Here is a 17,498-nt window from a genome sequence, read left to right as displayed (position 1 = left end):
GGCAATATTGAATCAAACAGAATACTTGTAGCTTTGTAACAATTTAACTGCAAGCATTTATGAAACACTATATTGCCACAGCTCTCATATTGGCTGCATCCGTCTTCGCAGGGAACAACTACGGACGGGCACACGTTGCGGAAGAAAAGAAACAAACGTTCCGCATCACCGTGCTCAATACCGACGGGGCTCCCCAAAACGGAATGATTCTGAAAATTTCAGGCTATGGAACAGAATATACCAGCAACGAGGAAGGGCTGTTTGAATTCGAACATGAAATCAACGAAAAAAATATCCGGACAGGAAACTTCTATTTCCCCGACGACAAACAGAAATCCGTAAAATCGCTGCGTCTGGACAAGGCAGCGACAGACACCATAATCCGCATCAACAGCCAGGAAGATCTGATACGCTACAAACAAAGCGGAAAAACTTTTCAGATCAGCGGCATTGTCAAAAACAGCGGACGCCCCATAGCAAACGCGGAAATATCCATCCAAGGTACAGGAAGACGGGCCTCGACAGATGCGAACGGTGAATTTGTCATCGAGGCCGACTACAACCACGTGGTTATGATACGCGCGGAAAAAATGGAAAACAAATACCTCGATGCAGATGTCTTTCTGGAGCATTCCGAAAAACCTTATACAATCAATATGATACGCAAGGGGGCCGACCGCATCTATGCAAGCGTAGAACAGATGCCCCAATATCCCGGAGGCATGAAACAGTTCTTCAACTATGTCCGACGAAAGGCACACACAACCGAACTTGCGGAAAAGACGCAGACCGAAGGAACCGTCATGATACAGTTTGTAGTGGAAAAGGACGGAAGCATTACATCACCTCATATCGTGCGCAGCCTGAAGGCAGAACTCGATACGGCTGCTTTGGATGCAATCATCGTGATGCGCGACTGGATTCCGGCAAAAGACCACGGCACGACCGTCCGCTGCAAATATTCCGTACCGGTTCCTTTCAAGCTTCCGAAACCGAAAGAACCGGAAAAGAAACCGGTATTGCCGAAAGATTCGCTCCTGGCCGACAGCATTGCAGCCGACTCAACGCACACCGACTCGCTTGGACTCTTTGCTCCCATAGCTGCCGGAGATTCGCTGAAACTCGATTCTCTGCAGAAAAAGCTGGCATTGGCTAAAGACTCACTTTTCACAGACAGCCTGAATGTTCACCAGAAGAATGACAGCCTGCAAACCGATTCTTTAAAGGCCGTACAGCAACCTGCCGCCGAAGTGAAGCCCAAAAAACGGAATGCTTTTGTAAGATTCTTCCGCTGGCTGTTCGGAATCAAAGACAAAGAAGCGAAACCGCAGGCAGATGTTCCCGGGCCGGAGATGACGGAGGAGAAAGAAATTCCAGCTGCGGAATCGACAGAATGAATACAAACTTAAAAAAGATAGATGATGAAAAAGATTCTCACACTTTTGTTTTCGCTGCTTGTTCTCGCATCGGGAACAACGGCAAAGAACGTGACACTGAAAGATGCGGCCGGCGGAACTTACCGGGCACAGAACATTTACGGACTTAAGCCGATGCTTGACGGAGAGCATTATACACAGATAAGCTCCGACCACAAGCGCATCGTGAAATACTCGTTCAAGACAGGCAAAGAGGCCGGCACGATTTTCGATGTAGCGACAGCACGCAATATCGAACTCAAATCATTCGACGGATACATCATGTCGCCCGACGAAAGCCTGATCTTAATCCAAACAGAAACCAAGCCGATCTACCGCCGTTCGTTCACTGCGGTCTATTACATCTACAACGTGAAGAACCGCACGCTGGAACCGCTCTCCAACAACGGCCCGCAGCAAGTTCCGCTCTTTTCTCCCGACAGCCATCAGATTGCCTTTGTACGGAACAACAACATCTATCTGGTCAAGCTGCTGTTCGGAAACAGCGAATCTCAGGTCACAAAAGACGGAGAATACAATAAAGTCATCAACGGCATTCCCGACTGGGTATATGAAGAGGAGTTCGCGTTTAACCGCGCATTTGACTTCAGCGCAGACAGCAAGATGATCGCCTATATCCGCTTCGATGAAAGCGAAGTGCCCATGTATTCTTTCCAATGGTATAAGGGACTGGCTCCGGAAAAAAAAGCGTACGCCACTTATCCGGGCAGCTACGACTATAAATACCCGAAATCCGGAGCAGACAACTCTAAAGTAAGCGTACACACATACGACATCAAAAGCCATGTAACGCGCAAGATGGACCTGCAAATCGAAGCAGACGCCTATATCCCGCGCATCAAGTTCACATCTGATCCCGACAAGCTGGCAATCATGACGCTGAACCGCCACCAGAACCGGTTCAACATCTACATGGCCAATCCGAGAAGTGCCGTCTGCCAGGTAGCTGTCCGCGACGAATCGGAGCAGTATATCAAGGAACAGGCTTACTCCAGCATCGTGTTCTATCCGGAGAACATCATTATGATGAGCGAACGCGACGGATACAACCACCTGTATCTCTATACCATCGGAGGGAATCTGGTAAAACAAATCACCAAAGGAAAATTTGAAGTGAAAGATTTTCTAGGATGGGACCAGAAGACAAACGAATTCTACTATACAAGCAACGAAGAAAGCCCGCTGAAAACAGCAGTCTATAAAATAGACGGGAAAGGAAAGAAAACCAAACTGTCCGCACGCACCGGAACAAACACTGCAATCTTCAGCACCAACATGATGTATTACATCAATACCTTCTCAAGCATCAGCACTCCCACCCTCATCACACTGAACAACAACAAGGGAAAGGAACTTGTCACGCTGCTCGACAACAGCCGGCTGAAATCACAGCTGGCCGAGCTGAACATGCCTCAGAAAGAATTCTTTACATTCAAGACCAGCGAAGGAGTTGAGCTGAACGGATGGATGATGAAGCCGGCAAACTTCGACCCCAACAAGAAATATCCAGTCATCATGCATCAGTACAGCGGACCCGGATCGCAGCAAGTGCTCGACAAGTGGGGCATCGGCAGCTTCGGCGACGGCGGAATGTTTGAAGCCTATATGTGCGACAAGGGATTCATCATGGTCTGCGTAGATGGCCGCGGAACCGGAGGACGGGGAGCGGCTTTCGAAAAATGCACCTACCTCTCAATCGGCGTGAAGGAATCCACAGACCAGGCTGAAGCCGCCAAATACCTCGGAAGCCTGCCTTATGTAGACGGCAGCCGCATCGGAATATGGGGCTGGAGCTATGGGGGATACAACACGCTCATGTCGATGAGCGAAGGCTCGGGGGCATTCAAGGCCGGCGTAGCGATTGCAGCTCCCACCGACTGGCATTTCTATGACACCGTATATACCGAACGTTTCATGCGTACCCCGAAAGAAAACGGCGAAGGATATAACGCCTCCTCTGCCATCGGCCGTGTAGACCAACTGAAAGGCGACCTGCTTCTGATTCATGGCAGTGCAGACGACAACGTTCACTTCCAGAACTTCATGGAGTATAACGAAGCCCTCATACAGGCCGACAAGTATTTTGAAACGCAGATTTATACCAACCGCAATCATGGCATATCAGGAGGAAACACACGCAACCACCTGATGAACCGCGTTGCCGAATTTTTCATCAGAAAACTTTAAGCCAACGCTATGGAGCATTTGAGAAAACCGGACTGGTTGAAGATAGATATCGGGACTAACGCCCGCTACACAGAAACGAAACAGATTGTAGACACACACAAGCTGCATACAATCTGCACAAGCGGACGTTGCCCGAACTTAGGAGAATGCTGGGGAAGAGGTACGGCAACATTCATGATAGGCGGAAACATATGCACCAGAGCGTGCAAATTCTGCAACACGCTCTCGGGCAAGCCGCTCCCGCTGGACCCTTCCGAACCGGCACAAGTGGCAGAGTCTGTCCGCCTGATGAAACTCCGCCACGCTGTCATCACTTCGGTAGACAGGGATGACCTGGAAGACTTGGGCGCACATCATTGGGCGCAGACCATAGAAACCGTGCGCCAAGTTAATCCACAGACCACGATAGAGGCCCTGATTCCTGATTTCCAGGGAAGAACAGAGCTGGTACAGCTTCTCATCGAAGCGCATCCGGAGATTCTTTCACACAATGTGGAAACCGTGCGCAGGCTCACTCCTGAGGTCAGAAGCGTGGCCCGCTATGACACCAGCCTGGCCGTGCTCCGGCAAATCGCAGAAAACGGAATCAAGTCAAAATCAAGCATCATGGTGGGATTGGGAGAAACTCCGGAAGAAGTGGAAGAAACAATGGACGACTTGCTTGCAAACGGCTGCAAACGGCTGACCATCGGACAGTATCTGCAGCCAAGCAGAAAACACTATCCGGTAAAAGAATACGTCACTCCCGAACAATTCCGGAAATACAAGGAAACCGGTATGAGCAAAGGCTTTGAGATGGTAGAGAGCGGACCGCTTGTACGCTCTTCCTATCATGCGGAAAGGCATCTTTGAGCCAACAAGTCCCGGCAGGTTTTCCGGTCCAAAGAAACCGGACAGACTGCGCGACAAACTGTATCTCCAACCTAAAGATATAAATCTCCAGCCTGAATATATGCATCTCCAGCCTGAACACACATATCTTCAGGCTGGAGATAAACTTTTTACGGAAAAGCCTCCGCTTTTTCACGCAAGCTATCAGATTTCCGGACAACAAAACAATAGCTCTTAAAGCCCTTTCCTCAGGAACTTCTGCCATACACTGCAAGAATCCCGGGCAACGCCATCTGCACAAAAAAACTCAAATCCGGAACGAACAAAACAAAAAACGAATTTGTTGCATAAAAAAATGCCATCACTATGAAACTGTTGATAAAATATAGACACAAGATCGTATCCTTCGGCCTGCTGCCTACTATAATCACACTGATAGGGCTGCATTTTTTCCCCGCCACAGCAATGCTCGGCATCGGACTGGCAATCAGCCTCATCGGTTTGGCCTACGATTTCTTCCAGCTTAAGTCCCTCAACTTTTTTCTACTGCAAGGAACCGCAGGCATAGGCACCTGCTTCTTGCTCCGACTCTTTACCGGCTACGAATACATACCGCCCCGCAGCATTACTCCCACGCTGGAATTCATGCTCCTTATCTTTGCCTTCATCTATTTAACGGCACCGGAAACATACCACAGCCTGCTCAAAAAGTTCCGGCTCGACTCCAGCATATCCTACCGGCTGGAGGCGAGAGTGATAGTCATTCTGTCGGGACTGCACCTGCTCAGCCTGTTTCTGCTCCAGAACGTGATTTCCATTCACACCAACTATGTGCATTACACCCTCGTCTTTTATGCTCCAGCTTTGATCTATATCATTTGCCTGATAATAAACATGACCGGAATCCGCATGGCGGCGTCAACTTACGCCCCCCCCTGCTGCGTGATAAGGATAGCCCCCATATGCAACGGAAAAATTTACCTTATCCCCTATGCCAAGGCTGACTCCGGAAAACGCGTATGGGATGTTCCGCTGATCTTCCCCTTCGAAAAATGTCCATACAAAAGCGAAAGGTTTGCCGCCGAAAAGGTGAAGGCGTCTCTGCAAAAACAGCCGGGAAAGTGTTCGTTCATCTCTCCCCGCCTGATCCTGAAGTACCGGATTGACAGACTGACTCCCTATCCGATACAACTGTTCATACTTCCGATTGACAAAGAAGAGAAAAGCATTGCTCCGGAAGGCAGATACTTTACTTTTGCAGAGCTGATCGAATCGCCCGAAAATTTCAGCGAAATACTGCTGGCAGAGAAAGAACACCTGCAAATCTCTGCCAATCTATGGAAAGAATTCAATTTCAGATAATTCCGCAACATGCCGATGAAGTGACAGATACAGTCCATGCCTTCGCCGGAAAGCTGCATCTGCCCGCTTTGCATGCCATCACCGGCAGACCGGTTGCTGCCGGCAGCATGAGAACCATTCAATCAGACACATCACTGCATGTCAAGCGTAACCTTCAGCACATAGACCGGATAATGCTTCTCGCCGGCATCCAGCGCAATATGCAGTCCGCCGGCATCCTGCCTCCATTCGGCAGTCTGATGCGAATCCATGCATTCCACCGAAACAACCCGGTCCGAAAGACGGAAAGCAGACAAGGTGAAAGACGGAGCCGTCACATGGCGCACGATGACATAAACGGCATTGCCCTTTTGCGTATAGCGGAAGTCCGGCACAATTTCCTGAGGCGTTCCGTCGTACACCGCATCATGAAAAGCCTTCTCATTGCTTTTTTCCCGAACAGAAGGGTCATACAGTTCGCCATACGTATGCCACGGGCGTGTGCCGTAGATGGCTTCGCCGTTCGTTTCCAGCCACAGATGAAAAGCGTCCAGCCCCGGACGCGCCAATGCCGGGAAACAGCCCTTGCCGTCCGGACCGATATTCAACAGCAAATTACCTCCCTTGCTCACAATGTCGGCCAAATGACGTATCATTACATCCGGTTTCTTATAGACCGTATCATGCCGGTTGTAACACCAGTTCTTGCCCATGGTCAGGCAAGCCTCCCAGGGACGGTTGTCTATCCCGCCGGTCAGTTTCTGCTCCACAATGCTATAGTCGCCCATTCCGTTGCCGATGCGGCTGTTGATAAGACATTGCGGCTGCAGCGAGTGAATCAGCTCTCTGATCTCACGGCTCATGTCCTTCGTGACCAGCTCCGGCGTATCAAACCACAGAAAGTCGATACGGCCGTATTGTGTAAGCAGTTCGCGCAGTTGCGGCTTCACTTTCCGTTCCATATAGCGGGGCAGTTGCTTGGCATCTTCGTCCGGATAATCCCACGTGTTGCTTCGTCCGGCTTTCACGGGCCAGTTTGTCGGCACGTCAGGATCTTCCCAGTCACGTCCCAATGAATAGTAGAAGCCGAATTTCAGTCCTTCCTCCCGGCAAGCCTCCGCCAGTTCTTTCATGGGATCCTTTCCCCATGGAGTGCATTTCACTATGTTATAGCCGCTGCATTTGGAATCATATATGGCAAAGCCATCGTGATGCTTGGATGTGATAATGACATAGCGCATGCCGGCCCGGCGTGCATCCTTCGCCCACTGGCGGGCGTTGAATCCCGTCGGATTAAAGTCGTTAGCAATCAGCGCATACTCTTTCAGCGGAATGCGCTCGTAGAGCATGAAGTGCTCTCCCCCTTTGGCCGGATGCCCTTTCCAGTCGCCCGCCGTCTGTGAGTAAAGTCCCCAATGCAGGAACAAGCCGAACTTGGCCTCCTTGAACCACGCCAAAGAAGCCGTGTCAACAGATTGTGCGTTTCCCATAACCAGTACAAAGCCCAGCAACAGAGCGCACCCGATTCGCTTAATGTTTTCCAATCCCATATGCTCTTAAATATTAACAAAGATGATCGATCAATAACCAGATACATCCGGAGAAACATCCTTATTTGTAAATAAGGAATATGCACGGAATCTTATTCAGATCGGGCAAATGTCCCTTCCATTCCTTTACGGTGCGTGTCTGGATATACTCGCCTTCACAGGTGATGTTGGCAGCAATGCACAGGCGAGTCTGAGGACGGCACACATGCAGGATTTCTTCCATCAGCTTTTGGTTGCGATAAGGCGTTTCGATGAAAAGCTGTGTCTGGTTTTCCTGATAGACACGATTTTCAAGTTCCTTCAAGCGTCTGGCGCGCTCGGCGGGATCTATCGGAAGGTAACCGTTGAACGCGAAATTCTGTCCGTTAAATCCGGCTCCCATCACCGACAAGATAATAGACGAAGGCCCGACCAGCGGAACCACTTTCAAACGCTTTCTCTGCGCAATGGCCACAACATCCGCTCCCGGATCGGCAACCGCCGGACATCCCGCCTCTGAAATGACTCCCATCGAATGCCCGTCGGCCAAAGGCCGCAGATAGTCAGATATAGCCTCCGGAAGCGTATGCTTGTTCAGTTCATAGAAAGTCAGGCTATTGATGTCAACCGAGGCATCCACCTTCTTCAGAAAACGGCGTGCCGAGCGCACATCCTCCACAATAAAATATTTGATATTCAGAATAATCTCCTTATTATAAGACGGAAGCACCCGCTCTATTGGAGTTTCTCCCAATGTAACAGGCAACAAATACAAAGCTGTTTCCATAATATTTCTCAATCAACTAATTGGACGGAGCCAGCATCTCACGGAAATCTGTTTTCTCAAGCAACTGGGCTACAGACATATCCTCATGGCTTTTCATCCATTTCTCAACCAACTGCATTCCGATCCATATGCCAAAAGACGGAGGCAACTGCTGTCCGGCAAAGACAAACCCCGGATTGGAAGAAATGTACGAGCGGATGATCATCGGGTCCGTGCTCATCAAGTGATTGCTGTCGGACATCCATTTCCACAGATCCTTGCCATGACTCCTGCACCATTTCAGTTCTTCGTCCGTATATCCCAAGGCAAACGCACCCGATTTGTTCTCTCCGAAGATATGCTCCACAATCCATGCTATTTTCCCGCGATGCATCATTATGTCAAACAATGCCCTGTGCCCCTCCTCCCAAGAGAAAGGGTATTGTCCCAAAAGATAAAATGCAAAGCAATCCGGAACGATACGCTCCGGCGACATAAACCGCCGCTGATAAGAATAGTAAAATTTCTTGTACAAAGGATAATCCGCTCCCATGTATTTGTCAAGGCTGAATCCCAGCAGACTGTCAGTTACGACAACCGACTGGTTCAAGGCAGCTATTTGAGAATAGACACGAGGAATCCTCAGCGAAGGGATTTCCTTTTTCAGTTTTCTGAAGCCTTTCGTCAATTCCTTTTCAACCGGCGTCATGTCTTTGAACTTCAGGCCGGCATCTTCCATCAGCCTGACCAATATGGAATCGGAAAAGAATGTGCAGAAACGTCCGTTTATATCCGGCTGATCCACCGATCCAAGTTCAAGCACATCTTCAATGAGCAGACGGGTGGCATGCGACCATTCCGTGCTCATCCGCTGCCACGCCAACAGGCTGTTGAGCTCTGTAGCCTCAAACTGCAGGCGGTCATAGCGGAAGACTTTTATATCCACATCATCAGCCGGATTGCCCTTCCGCCTGTCCAACTGACAGGCAGAAAGCGCAACCAGACTTATTAATATGAATAAAAGCCTGTTCATTTATCCGTAAATGATATTGCCGTTAGCGTCTTTATATTCATCCAGCCCCTTTTCGTAGGTCGCCATCGCACGCAGACTCATGCCCACGCTGGAGAATCCTCCGTCGTGATACAGGTTTTGCATTGTCACCTTACGGGTCAGGTCAGAGAACATCACAATGCAATAATCCGCGCATTCATCGGCCGAAGCATTGCCCAGAGGCGACATACGGTTTGCAAAGTCGAACAGCTTGTCCATCCCTTTCACTCCCGATCCGGCAGTAGTCATGGTAGGCGACTGTGAAATCGTATTGATGCGGACATTGTGTTCGCGTCCGTAAATGTATCCGAAGCTGCGGGCGATCGACTCAAGCAAAGCTTTTGCGTCTGCCATATCATTGTATCCGTAGAACGTGCGCTGTGCAGCCACATAACTCAAGGCTATAACCGAGCCGTAATCATTGATCGCTTCCAGTTTCTTGGCGGTCTGAAGCATCTTATGGAATGAAATGGCCGAAATGTCAAGTGTCTTGTCCAACATATCATAATCCAGATCATCATACGTGCGTTTTTTGCGCACATTCGGCGACATGCCGATCGAATGCAGCACAAAATCTATCTTACCGCCCAACACTTCCATCGAACGCTTGAACACGTTTTCCAAATCTTCCACGGAAGTAGCATCTGCCGGAATCACTTCGCAATTCAGTTTTTCTGACAAAGCTGAGACTTGTCCCATACGCACTGCAACGGGAGTGTTCGACAAGGTTATTGTCGCACCTTCTTCCACTGCACGTTCAGCAACCTTCCAGGCAATCGACTGCTCGTTCAAAGCACCGAAGACAATGCCTCGTTTTCCTTTCAATAAATTATAACCCATATTCTTTTTATTTGATATTGATGGGCAAAGATACAAACTTAATTTTCATTTCTCACACTTTTTAAAAGCAAAATATCTGAAACAGAACAAGAGGCTGTCTGAAACCTCCAGTAAACCAACCGAATCAGCCGCTTCACGACGGAGGCTGGACGCTTTTCCACAAAAGCAAAAAAGACGGAAAGCGGCTGCATGCCCGCCTTCCGTCTTTTCATCTGCCGGAAATCTCCAGCTCTATTCTGCCTTGGTTTCCCAGCCCAACGCACTGGCGCCCAGCACTGCGGCGTCAGCGTCTTTCAACTGCGAAAGAAGCAGTTTGGTCTTTCCTGCATATATTTTCAGCACATTCTCATTGATAGCCTTCTGAATCGGTTTCATCAGGTAATCGCCAGACCTGGCCAATCCGCCGAACAGAATGATTGCCTCAGGGCTGGAGAAAGCAATGGAGTTGGCCAAAGCCTCACCAAGAACACGTCCTGTAAATTCAAATATATCCAGAGCGAGCTTGTCACCCTTAACGGCCGCATCATACACATCCTTCGACTGGATCTCATCGGCCGGAATGTTCCGCAGAAGACTCGGTTCGGTGCTCTGCACCAGCATCTCGCGTGCGGTACGAGCCACACCGGTAGCAGAACAGTATGTCTCAAGACAGCCCTTACGGCCGCAGCCGCACTGACGTCCTCCGCGTTCCACAATCACATGCCCCAGTTCGCCGGCAAAACCGTCGTGTCCGTAAACCAGTTGTCCGTTGATCACAATACCGCTTCCCACGCCAGTGCCCAACGTAATCATTATAAAGTCTTTCATGCCGCGAGCAGCGCCATATGTCATTTCACCGATAGCCGCCGCATTGGCATCATTAGTCAATGTAGTCGGAATGCCTAACTGCTCTTCAAACATGGAAGCAAGGGGAATAATGCCCTTCCACGGCAAATTAGGAGCAAACTCAATCGTTCCGTTATAATAGTTGCCGTTCGGCGCACCGACACCCAGACCTTTGATCTTTTCAGCTCCGCCAAACTGAGAAATAAGGGGAATCAGCTTTTTGCAAACAGCATCCACATAATCTTCAATCTGCTCATACTGCTGAGTCTTTACAGAATCGGAAGCCAGAACATTTCCGCGGGAATCAACGACACCGAACACTGTATTCGTTCCGCCGATATCCATACCAACCACATAAGGTTTCTCTACATTGTTTATTGTCATGACATTTTAATGTTTAGGGTTAATTATTTGAAGCAAAAATAAAGAATCACATCATACAGAGCAAATTTTTCCCGCATTTATTTAAACGTTTGTGTAACTTTTTTATACCTTAGCAGCGTCTAACACGACAAAAAGGCTAAAAATAAAAGGAAAAGAAACAAGACTGATATGATCCGGCTGAAAGACATCAACAAAACCTACCATAACGGCGCTCCGCTTCATGTACTGAAAGGCATCAACCTCAATATCGAAAAAGGGGAATTTGTTTCTATCATGGGAGCCTCAGGATCCGGAAAATCAACGCTGCTGAACATCTTGGGCATTCTGGACAATTATGATTCGGGTGAATACTATCTCAACGACGTGCTGATACGCAATCTGAGCGAAACCCGGGCTGCCGAATACCGCAACCGGATGATCGGTTTTATCTTCCAGTCGTTCAACCTGATATCATTCAAGAATGCCATGGAGAACGTAGCGCTTCCTTTATTTTATCAAGGAATGAACCGGAAGAAAAGGAACCTGCTGGCCATGGAATACCTCGACAAGCTGGGACTGAAGGAATGGGCGCACCATATGCCGAACGAACTTTCGGGAGGACAGAAGCAGCGTGTTGCCATCGCCCGGGCCCTGATATCGAAGCCTCAGATTATTCTAGCCGACGAACCGACAGGCGCTCTCGACAGCAAGACATCCGTAGAGGTGATGAACATCCTCAAGGAACTGCATGACAATGAAGGCCTGACCATCGTTGTAGTGACTCACGAAAGCGGCGTGGCGAACCAGACCAACAAAATCATCCACATCAAGGACGGACTGATCGAACGGATAGAAAACAACACAGACCACAACGCTTCACCTTTCGGACAAAACGGATTCATGAAATAAGCATTATGACCGATCTTATACAGGAAATCTACGGAACCATCATGCGCAACAAACTGCGCACAGCCCTTACGGGCTTCTCGGTAGCATGGGGAATATTTATGCTTATCGTGCTGCTCGGAGCCGGAAACGGACTGATTCACGCTTTCGAAGGGCAGTCTGAAGGAATGATGATGAATTCGATGAAAATTTTTCCCGGATACACGTCACGCCCCTACAAAGGCATGCAAGAAGGAAGGAGCATTTCACTCGACAACAGCGACCTGCAAGTCACAGGCGCAGCCTTTCCCGACCACATCATTGCTACAGGGGCAACGGTAAGCCAGGAAAGCGTAACGCTGTCATTCGGAAAGGAATATCTTTCAATCGGAATCGACGGCGTGTTTCCCAACTACCCGGAACTGGAAGCGATAAAAGTCAAAGAAGGACGTTTCATCAACCGGCGCGACATGACGGAGAAGCGGAAGGTTATGGTTATCCATGAAAAGACAGCCAACTCACTCTTTGCAGACAAGAGCCCCGTAGGAGAGTACATCAATGCGACAGGAGTAGCCTATCAGATTGTAGGGGTTTATACAGACCAGAACAGCTTCTCTCCCACTGCCCTTGTCCCGTTCACAACCTTGCAGGCCGTATATGCCAAGGGCGACAGCATCGACAACATTACTTTTACGACCAAGGCGCTCGCCGATGAGGCGGACAACGACGCATTCGAAGCAGACTATCGCCGCGTTATCGGAAACCAGAAACAGTTTGACGCGGCCGACGACAGCGCCATCTGGATATGGAACCGGTTCACGCAATACCTGCAGCAGCAAACGGCCACCCGAATCCTGCATACAGCCATTTGGGTAATCGGCATATTCACCCTGCTGAGCGGCATCGTGGGAGTAAGCAACATCATGCTGATCACTGTGCGCGAGCGTACGCACGAATTCGGCATCCGCAAAGCGCTCGGCGCAAAACCGGCCTCCATTTTATGGCTGATTGTTTCGGAAAGTGTCACCATCACCACTTTCTTCGGATACGTCGGCATGGTAGCGGGCATCGCTGCCACAGAATACATGAATGCCGTGGCCGGAAAACAGACCATGGATGCCGGAGTGTTTTCCATGACCTTTTTCGAAAACCCGACAGTGGATCTGTCCATAGCCATACAAGCCACTCTCACATTGATCATCGCCGGAACGATGGCCGGTATTTTCCCTGCACTGAAAGCGGTGAAGATACGCCCGATAGAGGCACTTAGAACTGAATGAATATGAAACTGTTTGACTTAGACGTTTGGGAAGAAATACTTGTCACGATCACGCGAAACAAGACACGCAGCCTGCTGACCGCATTCGGCGTGTTCTGGGGAATATTCATGCTTGTCGCGCTTATGGGCGGAGCGAAAGGCATGCAGCAAATGCTCTCGCGGGAGTTTGAAGGATTCGCAACCAATTCGGGATTCATGGGAGCCAACAAAACCAGCAAGGCATACAAGGGATTCCAGCAGGGACGCTACTGGGATCTGGAGAACGGTGATGTGACCCGCATACGGCGGAGCGTGAGCGAAGTAGACATCATCACTCCCAGCCTGGCCAAATGGGGAGTGGACATCATCTATGAAGACCAAAAAATATCCGGAACGCTCAAAGGGCTGTATCCTGAATACGGAAAAATAGAAGAGCCGCTCATTTCCTACGGCCGTTACCTGAACGACATGGATGTGAAAGACAGGCGGCGCGTATGCATCATCGGAAAGCGCATCTATGAATCGCTCTTCCCCGGAAAAGAGAATCCGTGCGGGAAATTCGTCAAGATAAACGGCATTTATTACCAGGTGGTGGGAGTCAGCCTTTCATCCGGAAACATATCCGTCCAAGGAAGATCCGAAACTTCCGTTATCATACCGTTCACCACCATGCAGCAAAACTACAACTTCGGACAGAAAGTGCAAATGCTCTGCTACACGGCAAAAAAAGGATATTCCATCAGCGATGTGGAAAAAAAGGTGGAGCAGGTAGTGAAACGGGCACACTATATTCACCCGGACGACAGCCAGGCAATTATCCAGGTGAACGCCGAAGCCATGTTCAGCATGATGGACAACCTGTTTTCGGGAATACGGATTCTGGGATGGATGGTCGGCCTGGGCACGCTGCTGGCCGGAGCTATCGGAGTCAGCAACATCATGATGGTGACGGTGAAGGAACGCACCGTAGAAATAGGCATACGACGGGCTATCGGAGCGCGTCCGAACGACATTCTCCAACAAATACTTTCAGAAAGCATGGTGCTGACAATCATTGCAGGAATGGCGGGAATATCCTTTGCCGTATTTCTGCTGAATGCTGTCGAGGCGGGAACTTCCTCTCCCGGCTCTCCGACAGACTTCCAGATAAGTTTCTGGGAAGCGGTGGGAGCGTGCATGCTCCTGCTGATGCTGGGCCTGCTTGCCGGACTTGCCCCTGCATACCGGGCCATGGCAATCAAACCGATCGACGCCATCCGTGACGAATAATAGCCATAAGCTGAAAATATAAAACCAAAAATATGAAGAAGTTTATCAAAATCACCGCAATCATATTAGTAGCAGCGGTATTCATCGGCACATTCGCATTTCTCTACCAGAAATCGAAACCGGAAAAAGTGAGTTATCAGATTCTGAAAGTCACCACAAAAGACTTGAAGCAGACCACCGTCGCCACGGGAAAGATCGAACCGCGCGATGAAGTGGAAATCAAACCGCAGATTTCAGGAATCATATCAGAGGTTTATAAAGAAGCCGGACAGACGGTCAGGAAAGGAGAAGTTATCGCCAAAGTGAAAGTAATCCCTGAACTGGGAACGCTCAACTCGGCGGAAAGCCGTGTGCGCCTGGCCGAAATGAACGGCAAACAGGCTGAAACGAATCTGCAGCGCATGGAGAAGCTTTACAATGACAAGCTTGTGAGCAGTGAAGAATATGAGCAGACACTGCTGGCAGCGCAGCAGGCACGCGAAGAACTGCAGGCGGCAAAAGACAACCTCGAAATCGTGAAAGAAGGCATCACCAAGAACAGCGAATCATTCAGCAGCACACTGATCCGCTCTACCATCGACGGACTGATTCTTGACGTGCCGATCAAAGTGGGAAATTCCGTAATCATGAGCAACACGTTCAATGACGGAACCACAATCGCCACCGTGGCAGACATGAGCGACCTTATCTTCCGCGGAAACGTCGACGAAACGGAAGTCGGACGGATTCACGAAGGAATCCCTGTAAAGATTACGCTGGGGGCCTTGCAGAACATGAAGTTCGACGCCACGCTCGAATACATTTCGCCGAAAAGCACAGAAAACAACGGAGCCAACCAGTTTGAAATCAAAGCGGCCATAAACGTGCCCGACAGCATAACCATCCGCTCCGGCTATAGCGCCAACGCCGAAATGGTGCTGCAGCACGCAGACAATGCCCTCACCGTGCCGGAAAGCGCCGTTGAATTCAGCGGGGATTCCACATTCGTGTATATACTGACCGACAGCGTTCCGGAACAAAAATTCGAACGCCGCCAGATCGTGACCGGAATAAGCGACGGAATCAACACGGAAGTGAAAGAGGGTTTGAAGGAAAATGACGCCGTGCGCGGACTGAAAAACGAGAAATAAGTCATGAAACAGAACATCAAATCCATAGGCATAGCCATCGCCGCCTTTTCGCTGACGCTTCCGTGCGCGGCGCAAGAAAGATGGGATCTGGAAAAATGCATCAGCTATGCCGTCAGCCATAACCTGACAGTCAAGCAGCAGGAAGCAGCGCGAGATAAAAGCGCGATCGATCTGAATACAGCAAAATGGAGCCGGCTGCCGGATCTGAACGGAAACGCATCGCACTCGTTCAACTTCGGACGAAGCCTGCAGGCGAACAATACATACCAGAGCATCAACACGCAAAGCACGGGATTCAGCGTGAGCACAAGCATTCCGCTGTTTACAGGCCTGCAGATCCCAAACACCATAGCCTTGTCGAAACTGAACCTCATGGCGGCCGTAGAAGACTTGAACAAGGCCAAAGAGGACATCAGCATACAGGTGGCCTCGGCCTATCTGCAAGTCTTGTTCAACCAGGAACTGGCCAAGGTTGCCGAAGACCAGGTAAGCCTGAGCAAAGACATGCTCGTGCAGAAAGAGGCGTTCTTCAAGAACGGGAAAGCCTCCGAATCGGAATGGATGGAAGCCAAGGCACGGGTGGCACAGGACCAGCTTTCGGCAGTACAGGCCGGCAACAACCTCAGCATGGCACTGCTCGACCTGAGCCAGCTGCTGGAACTTCCCTCGCCCGACAACTTCGACATAGAGGCACCGGAAGTGAAGATGGACCAGCTGGAAAAGGAACTGACCTCGCCCGCTGACATCTACAATCAGGCCGTACTGACCAAACCGGCAGTAATGGCGGCCATGTACCGCCTGCAGGGAGCGGCCAAAAGCATCAAGATAGCACAAAGCGCATGGTATCCCCAGCTCAGTTTCGGAGCCGGGCTGAGCACGAACTATTATAAGGTTTCGGGAAGAGAAAATGCACAGTTCAGAACCCAGCTGCGCGACAACTTCAGCCAGTATGTAGGCGTATCGCTGAGCGTTCCTATTTTCAACCGGCTAAGCACACGCAACAGGGTGCGGTCGGCACGCCTGGACCAGACAACGCTGTCGTGGCAACTGGAAGAAACGAAAAAATCGCTCTACAAAGAAATCCAGCAGGCATACTATAATGCCGTAAACTCCAAGACACAATACTACAGCAGCGAAACCGCCAACGAAGCGGCGGAATCATCGTTCCAGCTGATGAAAGAGAAATATGTGAACGGCAAGGCAAACGCCACTGAATACAACGAGGCAAGGACAAACTGGATGAAGGCTTTGTCCGACTGCATTCAGGCTAAATATGAATACCTGTTCCGCACGAAAATACTGGATTTCTACAAAGGGATTCCGCTTACACTGGAATAAAGCATACAAACAGACAGTCATGAAAATCAACAAAGTACACCACATAGCGATTATCTGTTCCGACTACAGCAAGTCGAAAGACTTTTATACGCGTGTACTGGGAATGGAGCTGCAGCACGAATATTACCGCAAGGAAAGGGATTCCTACAAGGCCGACCTTGCATTAAACGGAAACTATATCGTGGAACTGTTTTCTTTTCCCAACCCTCCGGAACGGCCCTCCTATCCTGAGGCGGCAGGACTCAGACACCTGGCGTTCGAAGTGGCAGACATCGAATCGGCGGCCAAGGAGCTGGAGAGCAAAGGGGTAGGACACGAAAGCGTCCGCACGGACGAATATACCGGCAAACAGTTCTTCTTCATGCAAGATCCGGACGGACTTCCCATCGAATTTTACGAAGCATAACATGCCGGACCGCCATCCTTCTCCGGCGGCACAACCGCATCTC

15 protein-coding genes are annotated in these 17,498 nt (G+C 49.8%); 10 read left to right on the top strand and 5 right to left on the bottom strand.

All coding sequences use genetic code 11. From position 1 onward, the window contains the following. Positions 1 to 59 precede the first annotated feature (59 nt). From NW212_RS08165 to NW212_RS08150, 4 genes are all read left to right on the top strand, one after another. Positions 60 to 1,397 (top strand): TonB family protein, encoded by a 1,338-nt coding sequence (locus NW212_RS08165; RefSeq protein WP_258338156.1) that lies wholly within the window; start codon positions 60 to 62, stop codon positions 1,395 to 1,397. A gap of 21 nt (positions 1,398 to 1,418) precedes the next feature. Then, entirely contained in the window at positions 1,419 to 3,623 is a 2,205-nt protein-coding gene (locus NW212_RS08160) for a S9 family peptidase (RefSeq protein ID WP_375337971.1), read from the top strand. 9 nt (positions 3,624 to 3,632) lie between these two features. Continuing rightward, the gene (lipA, locus tag NW212_RS08155; RefSeq protein WP_258338154.1) at positions 3,633 to 4,475 is read left to right on the top strand and encodes a lipoyl synthase; all 843 of its coding nucleotides are present in this window, start codon (positions 3,633 to 3,635) and stop codon (positions 4,473 to 4,475) included. A gap of 345 nt (positions 4,476 to 4,820) precedes the next feature. Beyond that, positions 4,821 to 5,816, top strand: a complete 996-nt coding sequence (locus NW212_RS08150; protein ID WP_258338153.1) for a hypothetical protein — start codon at positions 4,821 to 4,823, stop codon at positions 5,814 to 5,816. A 131-nt stretch (positions 5,817 to 5,947) separates the two neighbouring features. Here the strand turns inward: NW212_RS08150 and NW212_RS08145 are convergent, their stop codons facing one another. From NW212_RS08145 to NW212_RS08125, 5 genes are all read right to left on the bottom strand, one after another. Next, entirely contained in the window at positions 5,948 to 7,339 is a 1,392-nt protein-coding gene (locus tag NW212_RS08145) for an alpha-L-fucosidase (RefSeq protein ID WP_258338152.1), read from the bottom strand. Positions 7,340 to 7,406: 67 nt separating this feature from the next. Continuing rightward, positions 7,407 to 8,111, bottom strand: coding sequence for an SAM-dependent methyltransferase (locus NW212_RS08140; protein WP_258338151.1), 705 nt, complete (start codon positions 8,109 to 8,111; stop codon positions 7,407 to 7,409). A 16-nt stretch (positions 8,112 to 8,127) separates the two neighbouring features. After that, positions 8,128 to 9,123, bottom strand: coding sequence for a gliding motility lipoprotein GldB (locus NW212_RS08135; protein ID WP_258338150.1), 996 nt, complete (start codon positions 9,121 to 9,123; stop codon positions 8,128 to 8,130). Next, on the bottom strand, positions 9,124 to 9,981 hold the full coding sequence (locus NW212_RS08130) for an enoyl-ACP reductase (RefSeq protein ID WP_258338149.1): 858 nt from the start codon (positions 9,979 to 9,981) through the stop codon (positions 9,124 to 9,126). A 231-nt stretch (positions 9,982 to 10,212) separates the two neighbouring features. After that, positions 10,213 to 11,190 (bottom strand): ROK family protein, encoded by a 978-nt coding sequence (locus tag NW212_RS08125; protein ID WP_258338148.1) that lies wholly within the window; start codon positions 11,188 to 11,190, stop codon positions 10,213 to 10,215. 168 nt (positions 11,191 to 11,358) lie between these two features. Here NW212_RS08125 and NW212_RS08120 point away from each other — a divergent pair, with 168 nt between their 5' ends. Genes NW212_RS08120 through NW212_RS08095 form a run of 6 tightly spaced genes read left to right on the top strand, consistent with a single transcriptional unit; the run spans position 11,359 to position 17,455 of the window. Next, positions 11,359 to 12,078, top strand: coding sequence for an ABC transporter ATP-binding protein (locus tag NW212_RS08120; RefSeq protein WP_258338147.1), 720 nt, complete (start codon positions 11,359 to 11,361; stop codon positions 12,076 to 12,078). Positions 12,079 to 12,083: 5 nt separating this feature from the next. Continuing rightward, positions 12,084 to 13,334, top strand: coding sequence for an ABC transporter permease (locus NW212_RS08115; protein ID WP_258338146.1), 1,251 nt, complete (start codon positions 12,084 to 12,086; stop codon positions 13,332 to 13,334). Between the two features lie 2 nt (positions 13,335 to 13,336). Beyond that, entirely contained in the window at positions 13,337 to 14,581 is a 1,245-nt protein-coding gene (locus NW212_RS08110; protein ID WP_258338145.1) for an ABC transporter permease, read from the top strand. 32 nt (positions 14,582 to 14,613) lie between these two features. Then, positions 14,614 to 15,711, top strand: a complete 1,098-nt coding sequence (locus NW212_RS08105) for an efflux RND transporter periplasmic adaptor subunit (RefSeq protein WP_258338144.1) — start codon at positions 14,614 to 14,616, stop codon at positions 15,709 to 15,711. 3 nt (positions 15,712 to 15,714) lie between these two features. Next, complete coding sequence (locus tag NW212_RS08100) at positions 15,715 to 17,049, top strand: TolC family protein (RefSeq protein ID WP_258338143.1); 1,335 nt, start codon at positions 15,715 to 15,717, stop codon at positions 17,047 to 17,049. A gap of 19 nt (positions 17,050 to 17,068) precedes the next feature. Further along, positions 17,069 to 17,455, top strand: coding sequence for a VOC family protein (locus NW212_RS08095; RefSeq protein ID WP_258338142.1), 387 nt, complete (start codon positions 17,069 to 17,071; stop codon positions 17,453 to 17,455). Positions 17,456 to 17,498 lie beyond the last annotated feature (43 nt).

The organism is Bacteroides sp. ET225, assembly GCF_024733745.1.
In the GTDB taxonomy this organism is placed as follows: domain Bacteria; phylum Bacteroidota; class Bacteroidia; order Bacteroidales; family Bacteroidaceae; genus Phocaeicola; species Phocaeicola excrementipullorum.
This window is presented reverse-complemented; position numbering and strand designations above follow the sequence as displayed.

What these genes read in the sequence shown, in the direction of transcription:
- NW212_RS08165 (WP_258338156.1), top strand. Translation starts at nt 60, where the DNA reads ATGAAACACTATATTGCCACAGCTCTCATATTGGCTGCATCCGTCTTC.
- NW212_RS08160 (WP_375337971.1), top strand. Translation starts at nt 1,419, where the DNA reads ATGATGAAAAAGATTCTCACACTTTTGTTTTCGCTGCTTGTTCTCGCA.
- lipA (WP_258338154.1), top strand. Translation starts at nt 3,633, where the DNA reads ATGGAGCATTTGAGAAAACCGGACTGGTTGAAGATAGATATCGGGACT.
- NW212_RS08150 (WP_258338153.1), top strand. Translation starts at nt 4,821, where the DNA reads ATGAAACTGTTGATAAAATATAGACACAAGATCGTATCCTTCGGCCTG.
- NW212_RS08140 (WP_258338151.1), bottom strand. Translation starts at nt 8,111, where the DNA reads ATGGAAACAGCTTTGTATTTGTTGCCTGTTACATTGGGAGAAACTCCA.
- NW212_RS08135 (WP_258338150.1), bottom strand. Translation starts at nt 9,123, where the DNA reads ATGAACAGGCTTTTATTCATATTAATAAGTCTGGTTGCGCTTTCTGCC.
- NW212_RS08130 (WP_258338149.1), bottom strand. Translation starts at nt 9,981, where the DNA reads ATGGGTTATAATTTATTGAAAGGAAAACGAGGCATTGTCTTCGGTGCT.
- NW212_RS08125 (WP_258338148.1), bottom strand. Translation starts at nt 11,190, where the DNA reads ATGACAATAAACAATGTAGAGAAACCTTATGTGGTTGGTATGGATATC.
- NW212_RS08120 (WP_258338147.1), top strand. Translation starts at nt 11,359, where the DNA reads ATGATCCGGCTGAAAGACATCAACAAAACCTACCATAACGGCGCTCCG.
- NW212_RS08115 (WP_258338146.1), top strand. Translation starts at nt 12,084, where the DNA reads ATGACCGATCTTATACAGGAAATCTACGGAACCATCATGCGCAACAAA.
- NW212_RS08110 (WP_258338145.1), top strand. Translation starts at nt 13,337, where the DNA reads ATGAAACTGTTTGACTTAGACGTTTGGGAAGAAATACTTGTCACGATC.
- NW212_RS08105 (WP_258338144.1), top strand. Translation starts at nt 14,614, where the DNA reads ATGAAGAAGTTTATCAAAATCACCGCAATCATATTAGTAGCAGCGGTA.
- NW212_RS08100 (WP_258338143.1), top strand. Translation starts at nt 15,715, where the DNA reads ATGAAACAGAACATCAAATCCATAGGCATAGCCATCGCCGCCTTTTCG.
- NW212_RS08095 (WP_258338142.1), top strand. Translation starts at nt 17,069, where the DNA reads ATGAAAATCAACAAAGTACACCACATAGCGATTATCTGTTCCGACTAC.